The organism is Silvimonas soli (assembly GCF_030035605.1).
GTDB lineage: Bacteria > Pseudomonadota > Gammaproteobacteria > Burkholderiales > Chitinibacteraceae > Silvimonas > Silvimonas soli.
In genome coordinates this window covers 3,073,751-3,091,963 of record NZ_CP106736.1, presented here as the reverse complement: position 1 = coordinate 3,091,963, position 18,213 = coordinate 3,073,751, and the positions used below count along the sequence as shown (strand labels likewise).

The following is an 18,213-nucleotide window of genomic DNA, read 5'->3' as shown; positions in this document are numbered from 1 at the left end:
CCCCAACACTTGTGCTTGCCCTGCACGTTACAATCCAGAATAATAATGAGAATAGATCGCATTAATATCAAATATGCAAAGACCATGCCCGCTGAAACGGGCGTGACAAAGGAAAATAATGGCCAATATTCTGTTTGTCGTCTGGCGTGAAAGTGTCGAGGCCTTGCTGGTCATCGGCATTCTTTATGCCTGGTTGCGCACCTCCGGCCTGCATGAGGGCATGAAGTATCTGTGGGGCGGCGTGGCGGCGGGTCTGGCATTGGCCGCAGCCCTGGCTGGCGCCATGATGGCACTGGAAAGCGTGTTGCCGGAGGGCTCGATTGAGTACTTCCAGTTGGCCATGGTGTTGATCGCCAGCGGGCTGATCGTACAGATGGTGTTCTGGATGCGCATGCATGGCCGCACGCTCAAAAAAGAGCTGGAAGGCGAGATGTCTGAAGCGGCGGAAAAAGCCAACTGGTGGGGCTTGTTGGTGGTGGTCATGCTGGCCGTCGCCCGTGAAGGCTCAGAAGCCGTGGTGTTCTTGTACGGTCTGGGTCTGGGCACGGGCAACGCGGGTCAGACCGCACTGGCTGCAGGACTGGGGCTGGCGCTGGCTTTCCTCACCTTCTGGTTGTTGCAGCAAGGCGGCAAGATTTTCTCGTGGAAGCTGTTCTTTCGGGTTACCGAAATCATGCTGTTGCTGCTGGCCGCGTCCATGCTGATTAACGGCGTGGAACGCATGATCGGGCTGGACTGGATTCCAGGCCTGGTTGATCCGCTCTGGAACACTTCCGCACTACTGGATGACAGCACCCGCTTTGGTGGCGTGGTTGGGGCACTGACGGGCTATCGCGCCCAACCGGCACTGACCATGGTCCTGGTTTACGTAGCATTCTGGGTGGCGGTTATTTACGCACTCAAACGGGTCAAACCCAAGCTGGCTCCGGCCAAACCCGCTGCCGCCGTAACCGATGCGGTAGCCCAGTCGGGCCGTTAAGTCTTAACCTCCGGCTCGCGACCAAGAGTCCGGATTCATGCCCAGCAGGAACATGAATCCGGACCAACAAAAATCCCACCGCTTGTATGCCCGCGCGCCAACGCAGCCGTTAGACTCTTTCAACCCTCTTGAAAGTGCGCGCCGTGGCTGATCAATCTGCCCCTATTCTGCCTGCCGTTGTTTCCCCGCCGATCACTCCCTGGTCGCTATTTCTCACCTTCGCTGCAATGGGCCTGCAAGGCTTCGGCGGCGTAATGCCGTGGGCGCGGCGGATACTGGTGGAACAACGCGGCTGGGTGGATAACCGCGAATTCACCGAACTGTTCAGCCTGTCGCAAATTCTGCCTGGCCCCAACATCTGCAATCTGGCCAGCATTCTGGGTTATCGCTGGTGTGGTTTACGTGGCGCGGCGGCGGCGTTGCTTGGCCTGTTGGGGCCATCAGCGCTGGTGGTATTGGCGATTGGTGTGTTCTATGAACATGTGCAAGCGCATCCGGCAGTTGCGGGAGCCGTGCGGGGCATGAGTTCGGTTGCGGTCGGGCTGGTGATCGCCACAGGGATCAAAATGGCACAAACGCAGCCACGCACGTGGCGAGTGGCTGCGCTGGGCTTAGCTTCGCTGGTTGCCGTGGGCCTGCTGCACTGGCCGTTGCTGTGGGTGCTGAGTGTGTTGATTCCGCTGGCCTTGGCGCTGGAATGGCTGGCATCGCGCAAGGTGACTGGCTAATGGGCGTGCTGATTCAACTCTCGCTGCAGTTCCTGCTGATCTCTTTCCTGGCTTTTGGTGGTGCCAGCGCCACCTTGCCCGAGATGCATCGTTTTCTGGTCGTACAACACCACTGGATCGACGATCAAACGTTCTCCTCGCTCTACGCCATCTCGCAAGCCGCCCCCGGCCCCAATGTCTTGTTTGTGGCGCTGTTTGGCTGGCAAGTTGCCGGGTTGCCCGGAGCGATCTGCACGCTGTTTGCCATGTGCATACCGGCGGCGATTCTGGCCTTGCTGTTCGAACACTACGCTTCGCGCTACCCGGAACATCGCTGGCACTATATGTTCCGCCGTGCGCTGGCGCCCATTACGGTCGGACTGGTCATGGCCACCGCGTTAATCGTGATGCAGGGTGTCGGCTTCTCAGCTGGCCCCGTGCTGCTCGCGGTAGTGGCAGTCTGGGTGACGTTGCGCACCAAATACAATCCGCTGTGGCTGATTGGGCTTGGGGCATTGCTGGGCGCGCTCGGCTGGATTTAACCCGGACTTTCTTGCGCCGGAACCTTGAAAGATTGCCCATCGCCAACCATCCTGAAAGCCCCCGGACTGATCGTCTGTTTCTGCCCAAGGATGTCTGCAATGTCTCAAGCACCTTTGTTGTCCCACGCTTCGGTTGGCACCAACCAGTTTGATAAAGTGGCGGTTTTCTACGACGCGGTTATGGCCACGTTAGGCTGCAAACGCATCCTCGATTACCCGGGTGCCATTGGCTACGGCGCCGAATATCCGGAGTTCTGGGTCCAGCATCCGCATGATGGCAAACCGGCCTCAGTGGGCAATGGCACTCATGTCGGCTTTACCGCAATCAGCAAGGCGCAGGTTGACGCTTTCCATGCCGCCGCGCTGGCTCATGGCGGCAAAGACGACGGCGCGCCCGGCCCGCGTGAGGATTACGGCGCGCAATATTACGGCGCGTTTGTGCGCGATCTGGATGGCAACAAGATTGAAGCGATGTTTTGGGATGAATCCAAGGCGTAGGCTGTTTCGGTACTCAAATAAAAAACGGGACTCAATGTCCCGTTTTTTAGTTTGCAAACAATCCGCACTTACCAAACGCCAACGTATTCCAGAATCCCTTCTGCAGCCTGGCGACCTTCATAAACCGCACGCACCACCAGATCCGCACCGCGCACTTGATCGCCACCGGCGAAGATTTTCGGGTTGGAAGTTTGATGCTTGAAGGTTTGTTTAAACGGCGCCACAGTGCGGCCCCATTCATCACTATTGATGCCTTGCGCATCAAACCAGCTGGCCGCTTCCACCTGGAAGCCGAACGCGATAATCACGTGATCGCATTCAATGATTTCTTCCGAGCCCGGCACGTTTTCAGCGCGGCGACGGCCTTTTTCATCGGGTTCGCCCAAGCGAGTAGTCACCAGCGTCAGTGCCAGGCTGCCATCGGCGTTCTGTTTAATGTTGATGGGCTGACGGTTCCACCAGAACTGCACGCCTTCTTCTTTGGCATTGGCCACTTCGCGTTTGGAGCCAGGCATATTGGCTTCATCGCGACGATAGGCGCAGATGACGCTCTTGGCGCCCTGGCGAATTGAGGTGCGGTTGCAGTCCATGGCCGTGTCACCACCGCCCAGCACCACCACGCGCTTGCCTTGCATCGATTGCGGCGCTTCGCCAGCGGGCAAGGTCTGCATTTTCTGGCGCACGTTGTTGATCAGGAATGGCAACGCTTCCATCACACCGGGCAAATCCTCGCCCTCAAAGCCGCCCTTCATGTACTTGTACGCGCCCATGCCCATAAACACCGCGTCGTAGTCGCTCAACAACTGATCAATGGTGATATCGGTACCGATCTCGGTATTCAGACGAAACTCAACGCCCATGCCTTCCATGATTTCGCGGCGGCGGGCGACGATTTCTTTTTCCAGCTTGAATTCGGGGATACCGAAGGTCAGCAGACCACCAATTTCTTCATAGCGATCAAACACCACCGGTTTGATGCCGTTGCGCACCAGCACATCCGCGCAGCCCAAGCCAGCCGGGCCCGCGCCGATGATGGCGACTTTTTTGTCTGTCCACACCACCTTGGACATATCCGGCCGCCAGCCTTGCTCGTAGGCAGTATCGGTAATGTATTTCTCTACCGAGCCAATCGACACCGCGCCAAAGCCGCCTTGATTGAGCGTACAGGCGCCTTCGCACAGACGGTCTTGCGGGCATACCCGGCCACAAATTTCCGGCAGGCTGTTGGTCTTGTGGCTCAGTTCAGCGGCCTCGAACAACTTGCCTTGCTGCACCAGTTCCAGCCAGTTGGGAATGTAGTTGTGAACGGGGCATTCCCATTCGCAATACGGATTGCCGCAAGATAGACACCGACCAGCTTGCTCGGCCGCTTCGCCCGCGACCAGCGGCTGATAAATTTCCTTGAACAGATAGATACGCTCGTTCGCCGGGACTTTCTCGCCCGGGTTACGCGCTACGTTCATGAACTGAAATACATCCATTGGCTGCTCCGGTGAGGAGTCAGGGGTGTCCCGATAACGCGGGATAAAAGGCTTGAGGGATAAAACCCGCTGACCCACCCCAATCAAATTTGTAATCCGCAATGGTGCGCATAAATGCGCACCCTACGGGTTGAGGGGCTGTAGGGTGCGCATTCATGCGCACCGTTCCAACCGTCGATCAATCCTTCAACAGATCATCCAGCTTGGCGGCCTTGGGTTTGACCAGCCAGAAGTAATCCACGGCTTCGTCAAAGTCGTGCAGCAACTCTTGGGCGCGCACCGAACCGGTCTGCTTCAGGTAGTCCTTGAGCTTTTCCTTGAGGAAGGCCCGAACTGCACCGTAGGACTCACCATTGATCAGGTTGATATCCACGAGTTCGTTGTTGTAGCGATAGGCGAAGCGTTGCTGAGTGTCATACACCAGCGCAAAACCGCCGGTCATACCCGCGCCGAAGTTGTAGCCGGTTTCGCCCAGCACAATCACCGTGCCGCCAGTCATGTATTCACAACCGTGATCGCCCACGCCTTCCACAATGGCCAGCGCGCCGGAGTTACGCACTGCGAAGCGTTCGCCCGCGCGGCCAGCGGCATACAGCTCGCCGCCAGTTGCACCATACAGGCAGGTGTTACCAACAATCACCGCATCGTCCGCGCGGAATTCGCTGACCTTGGGCGGATAAATCACCACTCGGCCACCAGACATGCCCTTGCCCACGTAATCGTTGGCATCGCCTTCCAGCTCCAGCGTTAGCCCCTTGGCGTTCCACACGCCAAACGATTGCCCGGCCGAGCCGTTGAGCTTGATATGCAAACAATCTGCCGGCAGGCCGTCGGCACCGTGGGCCATGGCGATTTCGCCGGACAAACGCGCACCAATCGACCGATTCACGTTGCGCACTTTGTATTCAAAGCGCTGCGGCGTTTTGGCCTTGATGCCGGCCAACGCGTCAGCCACCATTTGCTCGGCCAGTTCACCCTTGTCGAAAGACGGGTTGCGATCTGCCACGCAGAAACGCGGTTCGCTATCCGGAATCGTGCCTTGGCTAAGCAACACATCCAGCCGCAAGCGTTTTTGCCGTTCGGTCGCGCCTTCAATCAAGCCCAGCAGTTCGGAACGGCCGATCAGTTCTTCCATCGAGCGCACACCCAGCTTGGCCATCCATTCACGGGTTTCGCGGGCGATAAAGGTAAAGTAATTGACCACCATGTCCGGCAAGCCGGTGAAGTACTTGCTGCGCAGTTTGATTTCTTGCGTCGCCACACCGGTGGCGCAGTTATTCAGATGGCAAATGCGCAGATATTTGCAGCCCAGCGCCACCATCGGGCCAGTGCCGAAACCGAAGCTTTCCGCGCCCATGATCGCGGCCTTGACCACATCCAGCCCGGTCTTCAGACCACCGTCGGTTTGCACCCGCACGCGGCCACGCAGGCCGTTGGCGCGCAATACTTGTTGTGCTTCGGTCAGGCCCAGTTCAAACGGCGTACCGGCGTATTTCACGCTGGTGAGCGGCGAGGCACCGGTGCCACCGTCGTAGCCGGATATCGTAATCAGATCGGCATAAGCCTTGGCCACACCCGCAGCAATGGTGCCCACGCCAGGTTCAGCCACCAGCTTCACCGACACCAGCGCCCTCGGGTTCACTTGTTTCAAGTCGAAAATCAGCTGGGCCAAATCTTCAATCGAGTAGATATCGTGATGCGGCGGCGGACTGATCAGGCTGATGCCAGGCTTGGAGCAACGCAACCGCGCAATCAACGGGCTGACTTTGTCACCCGGCAACTGGCCACCTTCACCGGGTTTGGCACCCTGCGCCACCTTGATCTGCAGCACCTCGGCGTTGACTAGATAATGCGGCGTCACACCAAAGCGGCCCGAGGCGACTTGCTTGATCTTGGACATCTTCATGGTGCCGTAGCGCGCTGGGTCTTCACCGCCTTCGCCGGAATTGGAACGACCACCCAAGCGGTTCATGCCTTCGGCCAGCGCTTCATGCGCTTCCGGGCTGAGCGCGCCCAGCGACATCCCGGCGGAATCAAACCGCGCCAGAATCGCTTCGACCGATTCCACTTCTTCCAGCGGGATGGCTTTGGCCGGATCAATTTGCAGCGCCATCAAGTCACGCAGCATGGCTACCGGGCGTTGATTTACCAGATCAGCGTATTTGAGGTAATCCTTGTACTCGCCGCCCTGCACCGCCTTTTGCAGTTGCATGACCACGTCCGGGTTGTAGGCGTGGTATTCCTCGCCAAACACGTACTTGAGCAAGCCACCCTGGGCAATCGGCCGCATGCTGTTGAACGCCAGACGGTTCAGCTTGAGCGTGTCGGCTTCAAAGTCGGCAAAGTTGGCGCCGCCAATGCGCGACACCGTGCCTTCCATGCACAGTTTGATGACTTCTTCGCCAATACCCACGCCTTCAAACAGCTGTGAGCCGCGATAAGACGCCACGGTGGAGATGCCCATTTTGGACATGATCTTCAGCAAGCCTTTGTTGATGGCCTTGCGGAAGTTGTTGGTGGCGGCCAACAGCGGCAAGCTGATCTGCCCGCTACCAACCAGTTCCAGAATCGTCTGGTAGGCCAGATACGGGAACACGGCGGTGGCGCCGAAGGCAATCAGACAAGCAAAGTGGTGCGGATCGCGTGCGGTGGCCGTCTCGACCACCAGGTTGATCTTGCAGCGCAAACCGGCATCGACCAGCGCGTGGTGCACGGCACCCGTGGCAAACAACATGTGGATCGGCAAACGGCCCTGGGCGATCTGTTTGTCGCTCAGTACCACCACTACCGTGTGTTCATTGCGCACGCTGGCCAGCACCTGCGCTTGCAGTTGCTCGATCGCCTCTTTGAGCGAGACTTTGGCCGGATCGTAAGTGGCATCAAAAAACGCCGGCTTGTAATCGTCACCCGGCAAGGATGTGAGCGCATCGAACTTGTCGCTGGACAACACCGGCGAGCGCACTTCCAGCCGCTTGGCGTTGTCTTCGGTCACTGAGAACACATTACGTTCCGGGCCGAAACAGGTATTCAACGACATCACGATAGCTTCGCGAATCGGGTCGATCGGCGGGTTGGTGACCTGGGCAAACTGCTGGCGCAGATAATCAAACGGCGAGCGCACTTTTTCCGACAACACCGCCATCGGCGTGTCGTCACCCATTGAGCCTACGGCTTCCTGGCCGTCTGCCGCCAGCACGCGCAGGATCTGGTCGCGCTCTTCATAGGTCAGCGCAAATTGCTTCTGGAAGATCAACAACTCGGGGCGGGACATCTCCGGCAGCGGGCTGTTGTCTTCACTCAACTCCAGCTGAATGGCGTTGTTCTTGATCCACTTGCGATACGGATGTGTCGCTTTCAGCCGGTTATCGATGGTTTCGGTATCGAGAAAATCACCGGTTTCCAGATCGACAGCCACGATCTGCCCTGGCTTGACGCGGCCTTTTTTCACCACGTCTTCTGGCTTGTAGTTCCACACGCCGATTTCCGAGGCGATGGTCAGATGGCGGTCTTTGGTAATCACATAACGCGCCGGACGCAGGCCGTTGCGGTCCAGCATGCAACCGGCGTAGCGACCGGTGGTCCAGACGATGCCAGCCGGGCCGTCCCACGCTTCCATATGCATGGAGTTGTATTCATAGAAAGCGCGCAGATCGCGATCGTTACTATCCACGTTCTGCCAAGCCGGTGGCACCAGCATGCGAAACGCCCGGAACACATCCATGCCGCCCATCATCAGGCCTTCGAGCATGTTGTCCAGGCTCATCGAATCCGACCCGTCGGTTTGCACGATCGGGCGCACGGTGTTCATGTCCAGCAGCGGCGAATCCATGATCGCTTCACGCGCCTTGGCCCACAGCCGGTTGCCTGACAGCGTGTTGATCTCACCGTTATGCGCCAGGAAGCGAAACGGCTGCGCCAGTTTCCACTGCGGCCAGGTATTGGTGGAGAAGCGCTGGTGATACACGGCCAGCGACGAGGCAAAGCGCTCGTCGTTCAGGTCCAGATAAAACACCGGCAGGTTTTCCGGCGTGACCAGACCTTTGTAGGACAGCGTTTGCGAATTCAGTGTCGGGATATAAAACCCGGGGTCGCTGGCTTTGTTGGATTTTTCCGCCACGCGGCGCGCTTGATACAGGCGACGTTCAAACTCCGCTTGTTCCATACCCGCCGGGGCATTCACAAAAGCCTGGCCGATGGCGGGCAATGTGCGCATGGCGTACTCGCCACAAGCTTCGGTATTGATCGGCACGGCGCGCACACCGGCCAGCGTCAACCCTTGCGCTTCAATGGCGTTTTGCAGATTGGTCAGCGAGGTTGCACCCTGGGTCGCGTCCGTCGAGCGGAATACCAGACCGGCGGCGTACAAGTCAGTGAGTGTAAAACCGGCTTCGGCGGCCACGGCACGCAAGAAGGCATCGGGTTTACGGAACAGCAAACCACAGCCGTCGCCCGATTTGCCATCGGCGGCCACCGCGCCACGGTGGGTCAAAGCGGCCAGCGACGAAATGGCGGTCTTCACCAGCCAGTGGCTGGGTTGGTCGTCCATTTGCGCGATCAAGCCAAAACCGCAACTGTCCTGTTCGAACTCAGGCCGGTAAAGGGTGTTCTGCAACCCGCTTTGTCTGTCCATGGCACTACCCTTGAAGAAGCAGCATATTGCAAGCGAAAAGGCGTTAATTTTACCAACGTATCAGGGTTTTCCACAATGCGGATGCCCTGAGGTGTCGGGAATGCGCCCTGCCCTGACCAGTCAAATCGGCATGCGCGCGCCTGACTCGATTTGCTGCCTGACCTATTAGAGATAGCAAAGCTGAAAAGCCATTGCTGCATGTGCGTAATTCGCGCCGCTAAAAATCGCCAAAAGCCTCGCCCAGACGGCTAGAATTGCGGCTTTTGGGGAGCCGCCATGTCACAACCACAAGCATCCCACCCAATCGGCGTATTCGATTCCGGTGTGGGCGGGTTAACCGTAGTCCGTGCGTTGATGGATCGGCTGCCGTTTGAAAACATTGTGTACTTTGGCGACACCGCCCGTGTGCCTTACGGCGTGAAGTCCGTTTCGACCATCGAACACTTCACCATGCAGATCGTCGACTTCCTGCAAAAACAGCAAGTCAAAATGCTGATCATTGCCTGTAATACCATGGCCGCCGTCGCCGCCGAAAAAGTGCGGGAGATTTCACCGCTGCCCGTGCTGGATGTAATTGCCGCTGGCGCACGCTGCGCTGTGGAAACCACGCAAAGTGGCGGCATTGGGGTGATCGGCACGCCGACCACCATCAACTCCAACGCCTATGCCCGCGCGATTCATCAGTTGGACCCCAACTACCGCGTTTACTCCCAGGCGTGCCCGCTGTTTGTGCCGCTGGTTGAAGAAGGCTGGCTGGAGCATCCGGTCACGCGCATGACCGCGCAGGAATATCTCAAGCCGGTGTTTGTGGAGCAGATCGACACACTGGTGCTTGGTTGCACCCATTACCCGCTGCTCAAGCCATTGTTGTCTGAAGTGGCCGGCAGCCGCCTCAAGTTGGTCGATTCAGCCATTGCCATTGCTGATGAAACCGCCGCATTGCTGCAAGAACAGGGTCTGGCCAATCCGCAACGCGGCATGCCGGACTATCGTTATTTCGTCACCGACGTGCCGTTGAAGTTCCGCAGCGTGGGTGAACGCTTCCTCGGGCGCAATCTGGGCGCGATTGAACAAGTCAATATCGACCGGTTGTGATGGCCCGATGAACAAAGAAACCCGCTACGAATTCTACAAACGCCTGGCCGAACTGGACCCGGCGCCCACTACCGAGCTGGAATACACCACGCCATTTGAGTTGCTGGCAGCGGTGTTGTTGTCTGCACAAGCTACCGATGTCGGCGTAAACAAAGCCACGCGACGGATGTTTCCGGTCGCCAACACGCCCGCGGCCATCCTCGCGCTGGGGCAAGAAGGGCTGGAAGGCTATATCGCGACCATTGGCTTGTATCGCAGCAAGGCCAAACACTTGCTGGAAACCTGTCGCATCTTGCTGGAAAAGCACGGTGGTGAAGTCCCACAAGATCGTGAGGCACTGGAAGCGCTGCCGGGTGTGGGCCGCAAGACCGCCAACGTGGTGATGAATACCGCATTCGGCCATCCGACCATCGCCGTGGATACGCATATCTTTCGGGTCTCCAACCGCACCGGGCTCGCCAAAGGTAAAGATGTACGCGCGGTGGAAGACAAGTTGATGAAGGTGACGCCGGCTGAGTTTCAGCTCAACGCCCATCACTGGCTGATTTTGCATGGGCGTTATGTGTGCAAGGCACGCAGGCCGGAGTGCTGGCGGTGTGTGGTGAATGATTTGTGTGATTTCAAACCGAAGGAATTGGTGCCGCCGAAGGGGCGCTAATAACCGGGTTGTTAGTGCCTTTGGCACGAGCGTGAAAAACGTTAGATACCCGGTGGTGACCGGGAGCACGTTTCTTTTCTTTGGGTCGCCAAAGAAAAGAAACCAAAAGAAAGGCGACCCCGCTACCGCAAGGGGGCCCGAAGTCAAAAGCCGAAGCAAACCATCTGTTTGCCAAGATTGCTTGCACGCATCCTGCGTTCCCTCGGTCGGTCGGCGTGATTGGCGATCATTGTTTGCCAGTATCTAAAATCAAACCAAAAGCAAACGATGCTGCAGGATGATTTGGGTCAGTCGTTAATGGCAATCCGGGTTAGTACCTCACAAGAAAAAGGGCCGCATTCGCGGCCCTTTTGTTTCACCAATCAATCAAAAACTTCCATCATTAAGCGCCTGCGCGCCGCTTGAGCAAGTCGTCGCTTCGCGATTAGCACTGCTGGTGGATTGATTGCTCTCCCACGTCGCGGTGGTGCCGTCCCATTTCACATATTTGTACTGGATGGCGGTACTCGCCGGGAGCGAAATGGTGCCAGACCACGTAGCGTTTGCGCCGTTGCCGACGATGGTCAGAGCAAACCCGCTGGCCGGAGTCCAGTTACCAAGGACGGTCTGGTTGCCGACCACGTACAGATTCTGCCCAAAGCTGGTGTTGGCATTGGCGATGGTAAATGTCACCGGGCAAGTAGTGGCGCCACCCGAGCCTGATCCACCCAGCTTCTGCCCGGTGTAGATCGCCACCGCTGGCACCGTACTTCCGCCATTGGCAGGCAGGGTAATGGTGGCATTACCGCTGGCATCCACCGTAACACTATCGCTGGCGCAACTCGTGCCGCTAACCAAGCCATGTACCACGTTGCAATAGGTGCCCGCAGGCAAGCCAGTCTGGAAGGTTTTGCTCCAGGCGCTAGTGTCGTTATTGATGGCCACAAAGCCCACAGCGCCACGGCTAAAGGCAATCTGGTTGCCCGTACCGGTGGTCCAGTTGCTCACGCCCTGGCCGTTGGTGGCGGTACGGAACGCCACCATGTTGGAGATGTCCGACCAGCGATGGATGAAGTCCCAGTTCACATTGATCTGGGCGTTGCCGCTGGCGTCGTACGGGCTGGCGGTGGGCGCATCCTGATCCACGTTGCTGAAACGGAACCCGGACTGCACCTGGGCCTCGCCATACGGCCAGGCCAGCATGAAGATATTGGCCAGATCGTAGCGCTTGGTGCCTTGGGAATCGTTGGTTGCACCGGCGTAGTTGCTGGCATTGAGCGAATCCGTCCCACTGCGTTCGGTGTCCCAGTTATTCACAAACACGGTGGCATATTGCGGCTGTACAAAGCCCCAACTGCCGCCCCAGTTACCCGGCGTGCCCATCATGGTCGGCAGGCTGGCCAGATTGTTGCCGTTGTTGTTGCGGAAGGCATCGCGAATGGCATAGGTGAACTGGAACTCGTTGATGGTGCCGTTCTGGAAGTAATCCGAACGCACCACGTTGCCGTCGGGGATCACCTCTTGCGTCACCCAGATGTTCTCGCCCGCCAGCGTGGTCGGATAGGTGGCTTTCACCGTGTTGAGGATGCTGTTCAATGCCGTCGGTTGCTGGTGTTTGGCTGCATCCAGCCGGAAACCATCCACCCCAAGCGAGAGCAGCTTCTTCAGGTAAGAGGAGATCACGCCCTGCACATAACTGCTTTCGGTCGCCAGATCCGGCATGCCGTCCAGGCGACACAACATCACGTTGCTGCGATTGCCGGGGGAGCCGTAATCGCTGGATTGAATGGTGCAATTGGAGTGGAAATCATTACTGGAAAACTGCGGATACGTCAGCGTGCTGGCGTTCCAGGTTGAGCCATCGGTGGCGCTGTAGCTGCTGCTGGAGTCTGCAGCCATCTGGTTCACCACGACGTCGGCGTACACCCGCACATGCGCGGCATGGCATGTGTTGATCATGTTTTGCAGATCAGATTCGTTACCCATGCGGCTGGTGAGGCTGCCGAAATTCACCGGCTGGTACATATCCCACCAGTTGCCGGTCACCTTGGACGCTTGCGGCGGCGATATCTGCACTGCGCCGTAACCTTGCGGGCCGAGAAAATCCGTACATTCCTTGGCGACATCGCTCCACTTCCAGTGGAACAACTGCACCGATGTATAAGAAGGGTTGTAACTGGCCGAGACTACGCCACTGGCCTTGGTCGAGGTGGAATTGCTACTGCCATCTGCTGCGGAGGCGCCGCCGCCACCGCCGCAGGCAATCAATACTGAACACAATGCAGCCGTCGTTACTGTGAGTGTAAATCTCATTTTTCGGTCCTTTTTTGATCTTCTTACCGCTCTTTCCAGGCAAAGACTCCTCAATTTGCCGCCTGAACTCATACCTCCAGTCAAACCGGTTTGAATTCAGAGGGAAGCCTAAGCCACAGGGTTTTTCGTATTCAACTACGCATTTCAATTGAAACTCACTACACAACCACCTGGTTGCACTGCAGGTCACAGCATTTACGCCATCTGCATAGCCAAAAGCTGGGTTTGCAACATCGCGCACATAAAAAACACGCCCGCTTTTCTCCGACAAGCGGCAGCCAATTTGACCGGTTTTGCATCGATTTTATGAATTAAAACCGGTGTGAAGCAGTTAAAAACTGATATTTTCCTTGGCAACCCAGCGCATCGTCATGATTTTGACTACACGTAATTTTGCGTAGTGACTACAACTAAAGCAGAACATTGCTGCGTTGCGACCCTGTCGCGCTCGGGCAGTCTCTTGTCATATCGGCGAGATGAATACATCCGCCAATCCGATGCTGGTGCTCGCACCCATCGAAAAAACCATAAAAACAACCGCACGCAATACCGGGTTATGCGCCGCAGTCACCGGTGCCAATCCGGGAAGGAGACTTTCATGGCAGGCTTGCTACTAAAGGTCGCCCTGGTATTACTGATTGGTGCCGCCATTTTGCGGGTGCATTTACGCGGCCGCGTGCGTCATTCATGGCGCCATCAAGTCTTTGATCATTCATCCGTAGCCGCGCCGGTCAATGTCCTGATGTATGCCTGCTCATCCGTGCCGGATACGCCGTTTGTTTGCGTCAGCGCTTTTCCTGATCTGAAAATCCTGCAATCTCACTGGCTGGAAATCCGCGAGGAAGGCCAGCGCTTGCTCGACGCCCAGCATATCCGCGCGGCACAACACAATGACGACGCCGGTTTCAATTCGTTTTTCAAATATGGCTGGAAGCGGTTTTATCTGAAGTGGTACGGCGAAGCGCACCCCTCTGCCGAGGTCCTGTGCCCCCGCACCACGGCGTTGCTGCGTACGTTGCCCAGCGTCAAAGCGGCGATGTTTGCCTGGTTGCCCGATGGCGGCAAACTGAATCCGCATCGAGACCCGTACGCCGGTTCACTGCGTTATCACCTGGGCTTGATCACGCCCAATGACGACCGTTGCTATATCGAAGTGGATGGCCAGCGCTATAGCTGGCGCGATGGCGAAGGCGTGGTGTTTGACGAGACGTTTATCCACCGCGCCGAGAACCACAGTGGTCAGGGTCGGTTAATCCTGTTTTGCGATATCGAACGACCGATGCGCTACTCGTGGGCAAGCACTTTGAATAATTGGGTGGGCCAAAATATTGTCGCCGCCGCCAGTTCACCCAATCGCGATGGTGATCATTGCGGGGCACTCAGTCGCCTGTTTCGTTACGCCGGTTGGGTCGGGGAACACCGCAAGCGCTTCAAACGCTGGAATCCGCGCGTTTACCGTCTTACTCGCGTCGGGCTGATTGGCTCGGTCATTGCCTTGTTTTTGCTTATCTGACTTCGGCTGCGACAGTGCCATTTGTGAGCTAAAGCACGCGGCAGCCACTATTCGCCGCAGAACGGCATGGACAGGCAGCCCCACACTTTGTACGCTCTGCCTCCGTTCCATCGCCCTCTTCCATAACAACAATGAAAAGTCTTTTGTTCGCGGCAATCCTGCTCGCTGCGGCGCCGCTGGCACTGGCCAGCGCCAGCAACTGCCCTGCCCAGTTTTTCTCCGGTCGCGCGCCGGATGTACACAACCCCAAGCTGGCACGCGATACCAAACCATTGTGTTTTGATGCCTTTGCCGTGTTGTATTCCGGCGTATCACTCACCCCTTTGTGGTCGGCCGAGCACATCACCCGCCAGCGCGTGCAACAAGCGCGCGAAATGGTGCGTACCGACACCTTTCACGAAGAACCGCAGCTACAGAACATGCCGCACCCGGAACTGGCCGATTACGCCCGCAGCGGCTTTGATCGTGGCCACATGAGCCCGAATGGCGATATGCCAGATAAAGATGCCCAGTTTCAGAGCTTCAGTCTGGCCAACATGATCCCCCAGTCACCGGAAAACAATCGCGGCCTGTGGGCGGGGCTTGAGGCGTCCGTGCGAGACATGGCTGTGCGCGATGGCGAGGTATACGTGGTCACCGGCCCGCTGTTTGAAGGCAGCGCCATCAAGCGCCTCAACAACCGGGTGTTGGTGCCGACGTATCTATACAAAGCGGTCTATAACCCGAGCAAGCAACAAGCGGCGGCGTACGTCACACCCAACGCGCCGGGCGACGATTACCAGGTGGTGTCGATTGCCGAGCTGGAAAAAAGAATCGGCATCAACCCCTTTCCGACCTTGCCCGAAGCCGCCAGACAGCAAGCCATGCGCCTGCCACCGCCCAAACCGGCCAGCAGTGGGCCTCGCGCCACACATAGCCGCGCCACCCGTGAATCAAGCAGTGACAACGCCATCTGGCGCTGGCTGGAACACGAGTTCTATCGCATGCTCAAACAACTGGTTCGGTCACTCTAAGGAACACCGCATGGATCATTTCAGCCCTTATGCCAACGAAGCAGACACCTTGCAAATTGGCGAATTGACACTGGAAAACCGGCTGGATCGCATTGCCGTATTTGGCTCGCTGGATATCACCAAAGATCAAGCTGGGCTGGCGGCGGCGCTGGCATTGCAAGCGGCGCTCAATGCGGTTGTACACACCTTGCAAACTGATGCCTTGCCCGAACACATCAGCGTCGCGCCTATCAGCGAAGGCGCCAATCCTTTTTAGCCATTCGCTGACAGCGCCATCCCACATTGGCAGCTAGCATGAAATCTTCCCTTGTTTGAGTCTGGAGTTCCATGAAGCTGCCATCGCCGGATGAACGCCGCCCGCTATTGCTGGCGCGGCGCAACGAAAAAATGGCACGCTCGCCTCACGCTTATGTGCGGGGCAATACCGTCCAGTTTTATGAATGGCTGCACAGCCAGCATGGTCACGCCTTACCGCATGGCCCGGCAGTATGGATTTGCGGCGATTGCCATATCGGCAACCTCGGCCCGCTGGGTTATGTCGACGGTGATATCGACGTGCAGATCCGCGATCTGGACCAGACCGTCATCGGCAACCCAGCGCATGATCTGGTGCGCCTGGCTTTGTCGCTCGCGACTGCAGCCCGCGGCAGCCGCTTGCCCGGCGTGGTCACCGCCCGCATGCTGGAGCACATGATGCTGGGCTACGAACAATCATTCTCCGGCAAACCGCGCCCACCCAAAAACCGGCCAGATGCAGTGCAACTGGTGGTGCGCGAGGCGGTGACGCGCTCCTGGAAAGAACTCGCACGGGAGCGGATTGACGACCCCAAGCCGACCATTCCGCGTGGCAAGCATTTCTGGCCGCTCTCCAGGGACGAAAAATCCGCGCTTAAAGACTTGTTCCGCCAGCCCGACCTGCAGCATCTGGCCACCCGTTTGAAGTCCCGCGCTGATGATTCGCCAGTCGAACTGCTGGATGCGGCCTATTGGGTCAAAGGCTGTAGCTCACTGGGTTTACTGCGTTATGCATTGTTGCTGGGAATAGGTGAAGGTGAGGACCGCGATTATTGTTTGATGGATGTGAAAGAGGCGATCCGCGCGGCAGCTCCGCGCCATGCGCATGCTCACATGCCTCGCGATAACGGTCAGCGCGTTCGGGAAGGCGCAAAGCATCTGTCTCCCGCGCTGGGCGAACGTCTGGTCGCCACCCGCTTTATGGATCACGCCGTATTCGTGCGTGAGTTATTGCCACAAGATTTGAAGCTGGAAATCGAAACCCTCGATACCGACGAGGCCATGCATGTGGCGTACTACCTGGCTCAGGTTGTGGGTGTTGCCCATGCCCGGCAAATGGACGCCGATACCCGCCGCAGCTGGAAGGCCGAATTGCGGCGCAATCGCAGCAAAACGCTGGATGCGCCCTCCTGGTTATGGAATAGCGTAGTGCAATTGGTGGGGAGTCATGAGCAAGGATATCTGGAACATTGCCGCAAATATGCACTGCAAATGAGCAGTTAATAGTGTTGGCCTGCCCAATGCCACTTCCATGAATGAGCAACAATAAAGGCCCCGGAATGGCGGCCTTTATTGCTGGTACGCGAGATAAACGATTTGGCGGGCAATCAGGAAGCTGGAGTCAATTCAAAACCTGCATTGTTTGGATCATTGGTTTTTACCACCAGCACTTTGATCTGATCCGGGGTGACAGCGGCAACGCCTTGTTGTGGCACCACGGTAATCAGCCAATCGGCGTTGTTATCCAGCGAGGTCTGCGTCGACGTGAAAATTGGCGTTTTGGAGCCGGCGTCAGTCACCACCACCGTCACCTGACCGCCGTCCAGATCAATTGAATCTGCACCAGAAGCCGGGTAAGCAGTCTTGAAGCCAATCGCACTAGCCATCGGCGTGGCGCCAGCCAGGGTATCGGTCGATTTAAGCACGTAGATATCCACGTTCCCGGTATTGAACGCCGCATTCAGCGTGCGTACGCGCGCCTTGTCTGACAGCAAACCCTTTTCATACGGATCATCAATCAGCACCGCGTCGTTGGTGGCGCTGGTGCCAGCGACGAAGGCATAGGTGTATTTATGCCCGGTTGCCGCCTTGAAAGAAGCAGTGGAAACCTGGGTAGATGTCCCGGCCAGATTGGCGCTGACGGTCGTCTGGGTGTCATCGATATCAAAATACGCTTTGGTTGCCAGATAGCTCAGGCCGCTAGCGGAGACGTTGCCATTGGTCAGCGCATCAATTTGCGGGCCGTTAGGGAAAGCATGAATCACCCGCAATGCCGGCTTGCTAAGGCCCAGTCGATCATCCGGGCCATCATCGCCGCCGCAAGCACTGAGCAGCAATACCGAGCCTAATCCGGCAATCAAGGCAATGGCTTTGGCCCAGCGAATAAAGGTGTGTTTGTTATCCTGATTTGCGCGCTTCATTGTTAAATCTCCTTCGTTTATTGGCGAGGTAATTTGCATTGCAGATGCCAAACCTGAAACGAAAGATAGGCCGTATTTTTTGGAGAAAATACCGGACGAGCGCGTAGTATTTGCCAGGAATAGACCTACAACCACTGACAGACTAAATCTGGATTACACATAAGACGGATTCAATCTCAGGACAGAAAAAGCGCGACTGTGATTGATCAGCGCAGATTAACCGCACAGCAAAACCGTAGCGCGCAATTGCCGGGTTTTGGCTTATAGGGCGACCTCTTGTGCACTATCACCGGACCATCGGCAGGGCTGATCAGCACATCAGCATATATAATCTTGCCCCTTCATCACGGGTCAGACGCGATCCGGCTAC

The 18,213-nt window shown here is 57.3% G+C and carries 14 protein-coding genes; 10 read left to right on the top strand and 4 right to left on the bottom strand.

Going from position 1 to position 18,213, the window contains the following annotated elements; all coding sequences use genetic code 11:
- Positions 1 to 118 precede the first annotated feature (118 nt).
- The 4 genes from N7220_RS14175 (at position 119) to N7220_RS14160 (ending at position 2,726) form a co-directional block, all read left to right on the top strand.
- On the top strand, positions 119 to 979 hold the full coding sequence (locus N7220_RS14175; RefSeq protein ID WP_283148180.1) for an FTR1 family iron permease: 861 nt from the start codon (positions 119 to 121) through the stop codon (positions 977 to 979).
- Positions 980 to 1,122: 143 nt separating this feature from the next.
- A complete protein-coding gene (locus N7220_RS14170) occupies positions 1,123 to 1,707 on the top strand; it encodes a chromate transporter (protein WP_283148179.1) in 585 nt (194 codons plus the stop codon).
- Positions 1,677 to 2,228 carry a chromate transporter gene (locus N7220_RS14165; protein WP_283148178.1) on the top strand — a complete coding sequence of 184 codons (552 nt, stop codon included), beginning with the start codon at positions 1,677 to 1,679 and terminating at the stop codon, positions 2,226 to 2,228. Before N7220_RS14170 ends, N7220_RS14165 begins: the two co-directional genes overlap by 31 nt.
- Positions 2,229 to 2,327: 99 nt before the next feature.
- On the top strand, positions 2,328 to 2,726 hold the full coding sequence (locus N7220_RS14160) for a VOC family protein (protein ID WP_283148177.1): 399 nt from the start codon (positions 2,328 to 2,330) through the stop codon (positions 2,724 to 2,726).
- A gap of 68 nt (positions 2,727 to 2,794) precedes the next feature.
- Here N7220_RS14160 and N7220_RS14155 read toward each other — a convergent pair whose 3' ends face one another.
- On the bottom strand, positions 2,795 to 4,207 hold the full coding sequence (locus N7220_RS14155) for an FAD-dependent oxidoreductase (protein ID WP_283148176.1): 1,413 nt from the start codon (positions 4,205 to 4,207) through the stop codon (positions 2,795 to 2,797).
- 178 nt (positions 4,208 to 4,385) lie between these two features.
- Positions 4,386 to 8,837, bottom strand: a complete 4,452-nt coding sequence (gene gltB, locus N7220_RS14150) for a glutamate synthase large subunit (RefSeq protein WP_283148175.1) — start codon at positions 8,835 to 8,837, stop codon at positions 4,386 to 4,388.
- Positions 8,838 to 9,113: 276 nt separating this feature from the next.
- On the opposite strand from gltB, the gene murI reads away from it, so the two are divergent.
- Positions 9,114 to 9,932, top strand: a complete 819-nt coding sequence (murI, locus tag N7220_RS14145) for a glutamate racemase (RefSeq protein ID WP_283148174.1) — start codon at positions 9,114 to 9,116, stop codon at positions 9,930 to 9,932.
- A 7-nt stretch (positions 9,933 to 9,939) separates the two neighbouring features.
- On the top strand, positions 9,940 to 10,590 hold the full coding sequence (gene nth / locus N7220_RS14140; protein WP_283148173.1) for an endonuclease III: 651 nt from the start codon (positions 9,940 to 9,942) through the stop codon (positions 10,588 to 10,590).
- 366 nt (positions 10,591 to 10,956) lie between these two features.
- On the opposite strand, the gene N7220_RS14135 is transcribed toward nth, so the two are convergent.
- The gene (locus N7220_RS14135) at positions 10,957 to 12,882 is read right to left on the bottom strand and encodes a carbohydrate-binding module family 20 domain-containing protein (protein ID WP_283148172.1); all 1,926 of its coding nucleotides are present in this window, start codon (positions 12,880 to 12,882) and stop codon (positions 10,957 to 10,959) included.
- A gap of 598 nt (positions 12,883 to 13,480) precedes the next feature.
- Between N7220_RS14135 and N7220_RS14130 the strand changes: the two genes are divergently transcribed.
- The 4 genes from N7220_RS14130 to N7220_RS14115 all read left to right on the top strand — a co-directional run bounded on the left by N7220_RS14130 (position 13,481) and on the right by N7220_RS14115 (position 16,926).
- Complete coding sequence (locus tag N7220_RS14130) at positions 13,481 to 14,395, top strand: aspartyl/asparaginyl beta-hydroxylase domain-containing protein (RefSeq protein ID WP_283148171.1); 915 nt, start codon at positions 13,481 to 13,483, stop codon at positions 14,393 to 14,395.
- Positions 14,396 to 14,526: 131 nt separating this feature from the next.
- Entirely contained in the window at positions 14,527 to 15,408 is an 882-nt protein-coding gene (locus N7220_RS14125) for a DNA/RNA non-specific endonuclease (protein WP_283148170.1), read from the top strand.
- A gap of 10 nt (positions 15,409 to 15,418) precedes the next feature.
- Entirely contained in the window at positions 15,419 to 15,664 is a 246-nt protein-coding gene (locus N7220_RS14120; protein WP_283148169.1) for a hypothetical protein, read from the top strand.
- A 71-nt stretch (positions 15,665 to 15,735) separates the two neighbouring features.
- Positions 15,736 to 16,926, top strand: coding sequence for a DUF2252 family protein (locus N7220_RS14115; protein WP_283148168.1), 1,191 nt, complete (start codon positions 15,736 to 15,738; stop codon positions 16,924 to 16,926).
- Positions 16,927 to 17,030: 104 nt separating this feature from the next.
- On the opposite strand, the gene N7220_RS14110 is transcribed toward N7220_RS14115, so the two are convergent.
- Positions 17,031 to 17,843 (bottom strand): DUF4397 domain-containing protein, encoded by an 813-nt coding sequence (locus N7220_RS14110; protein ID WP_283148167.1) that lies wholly within the window; start codon positions 17,841 to 17,843, stop codon positions 17,031 to 17,033.
- Positions 17,844 to 18,213: the final 370 nt, after the last annotated feature.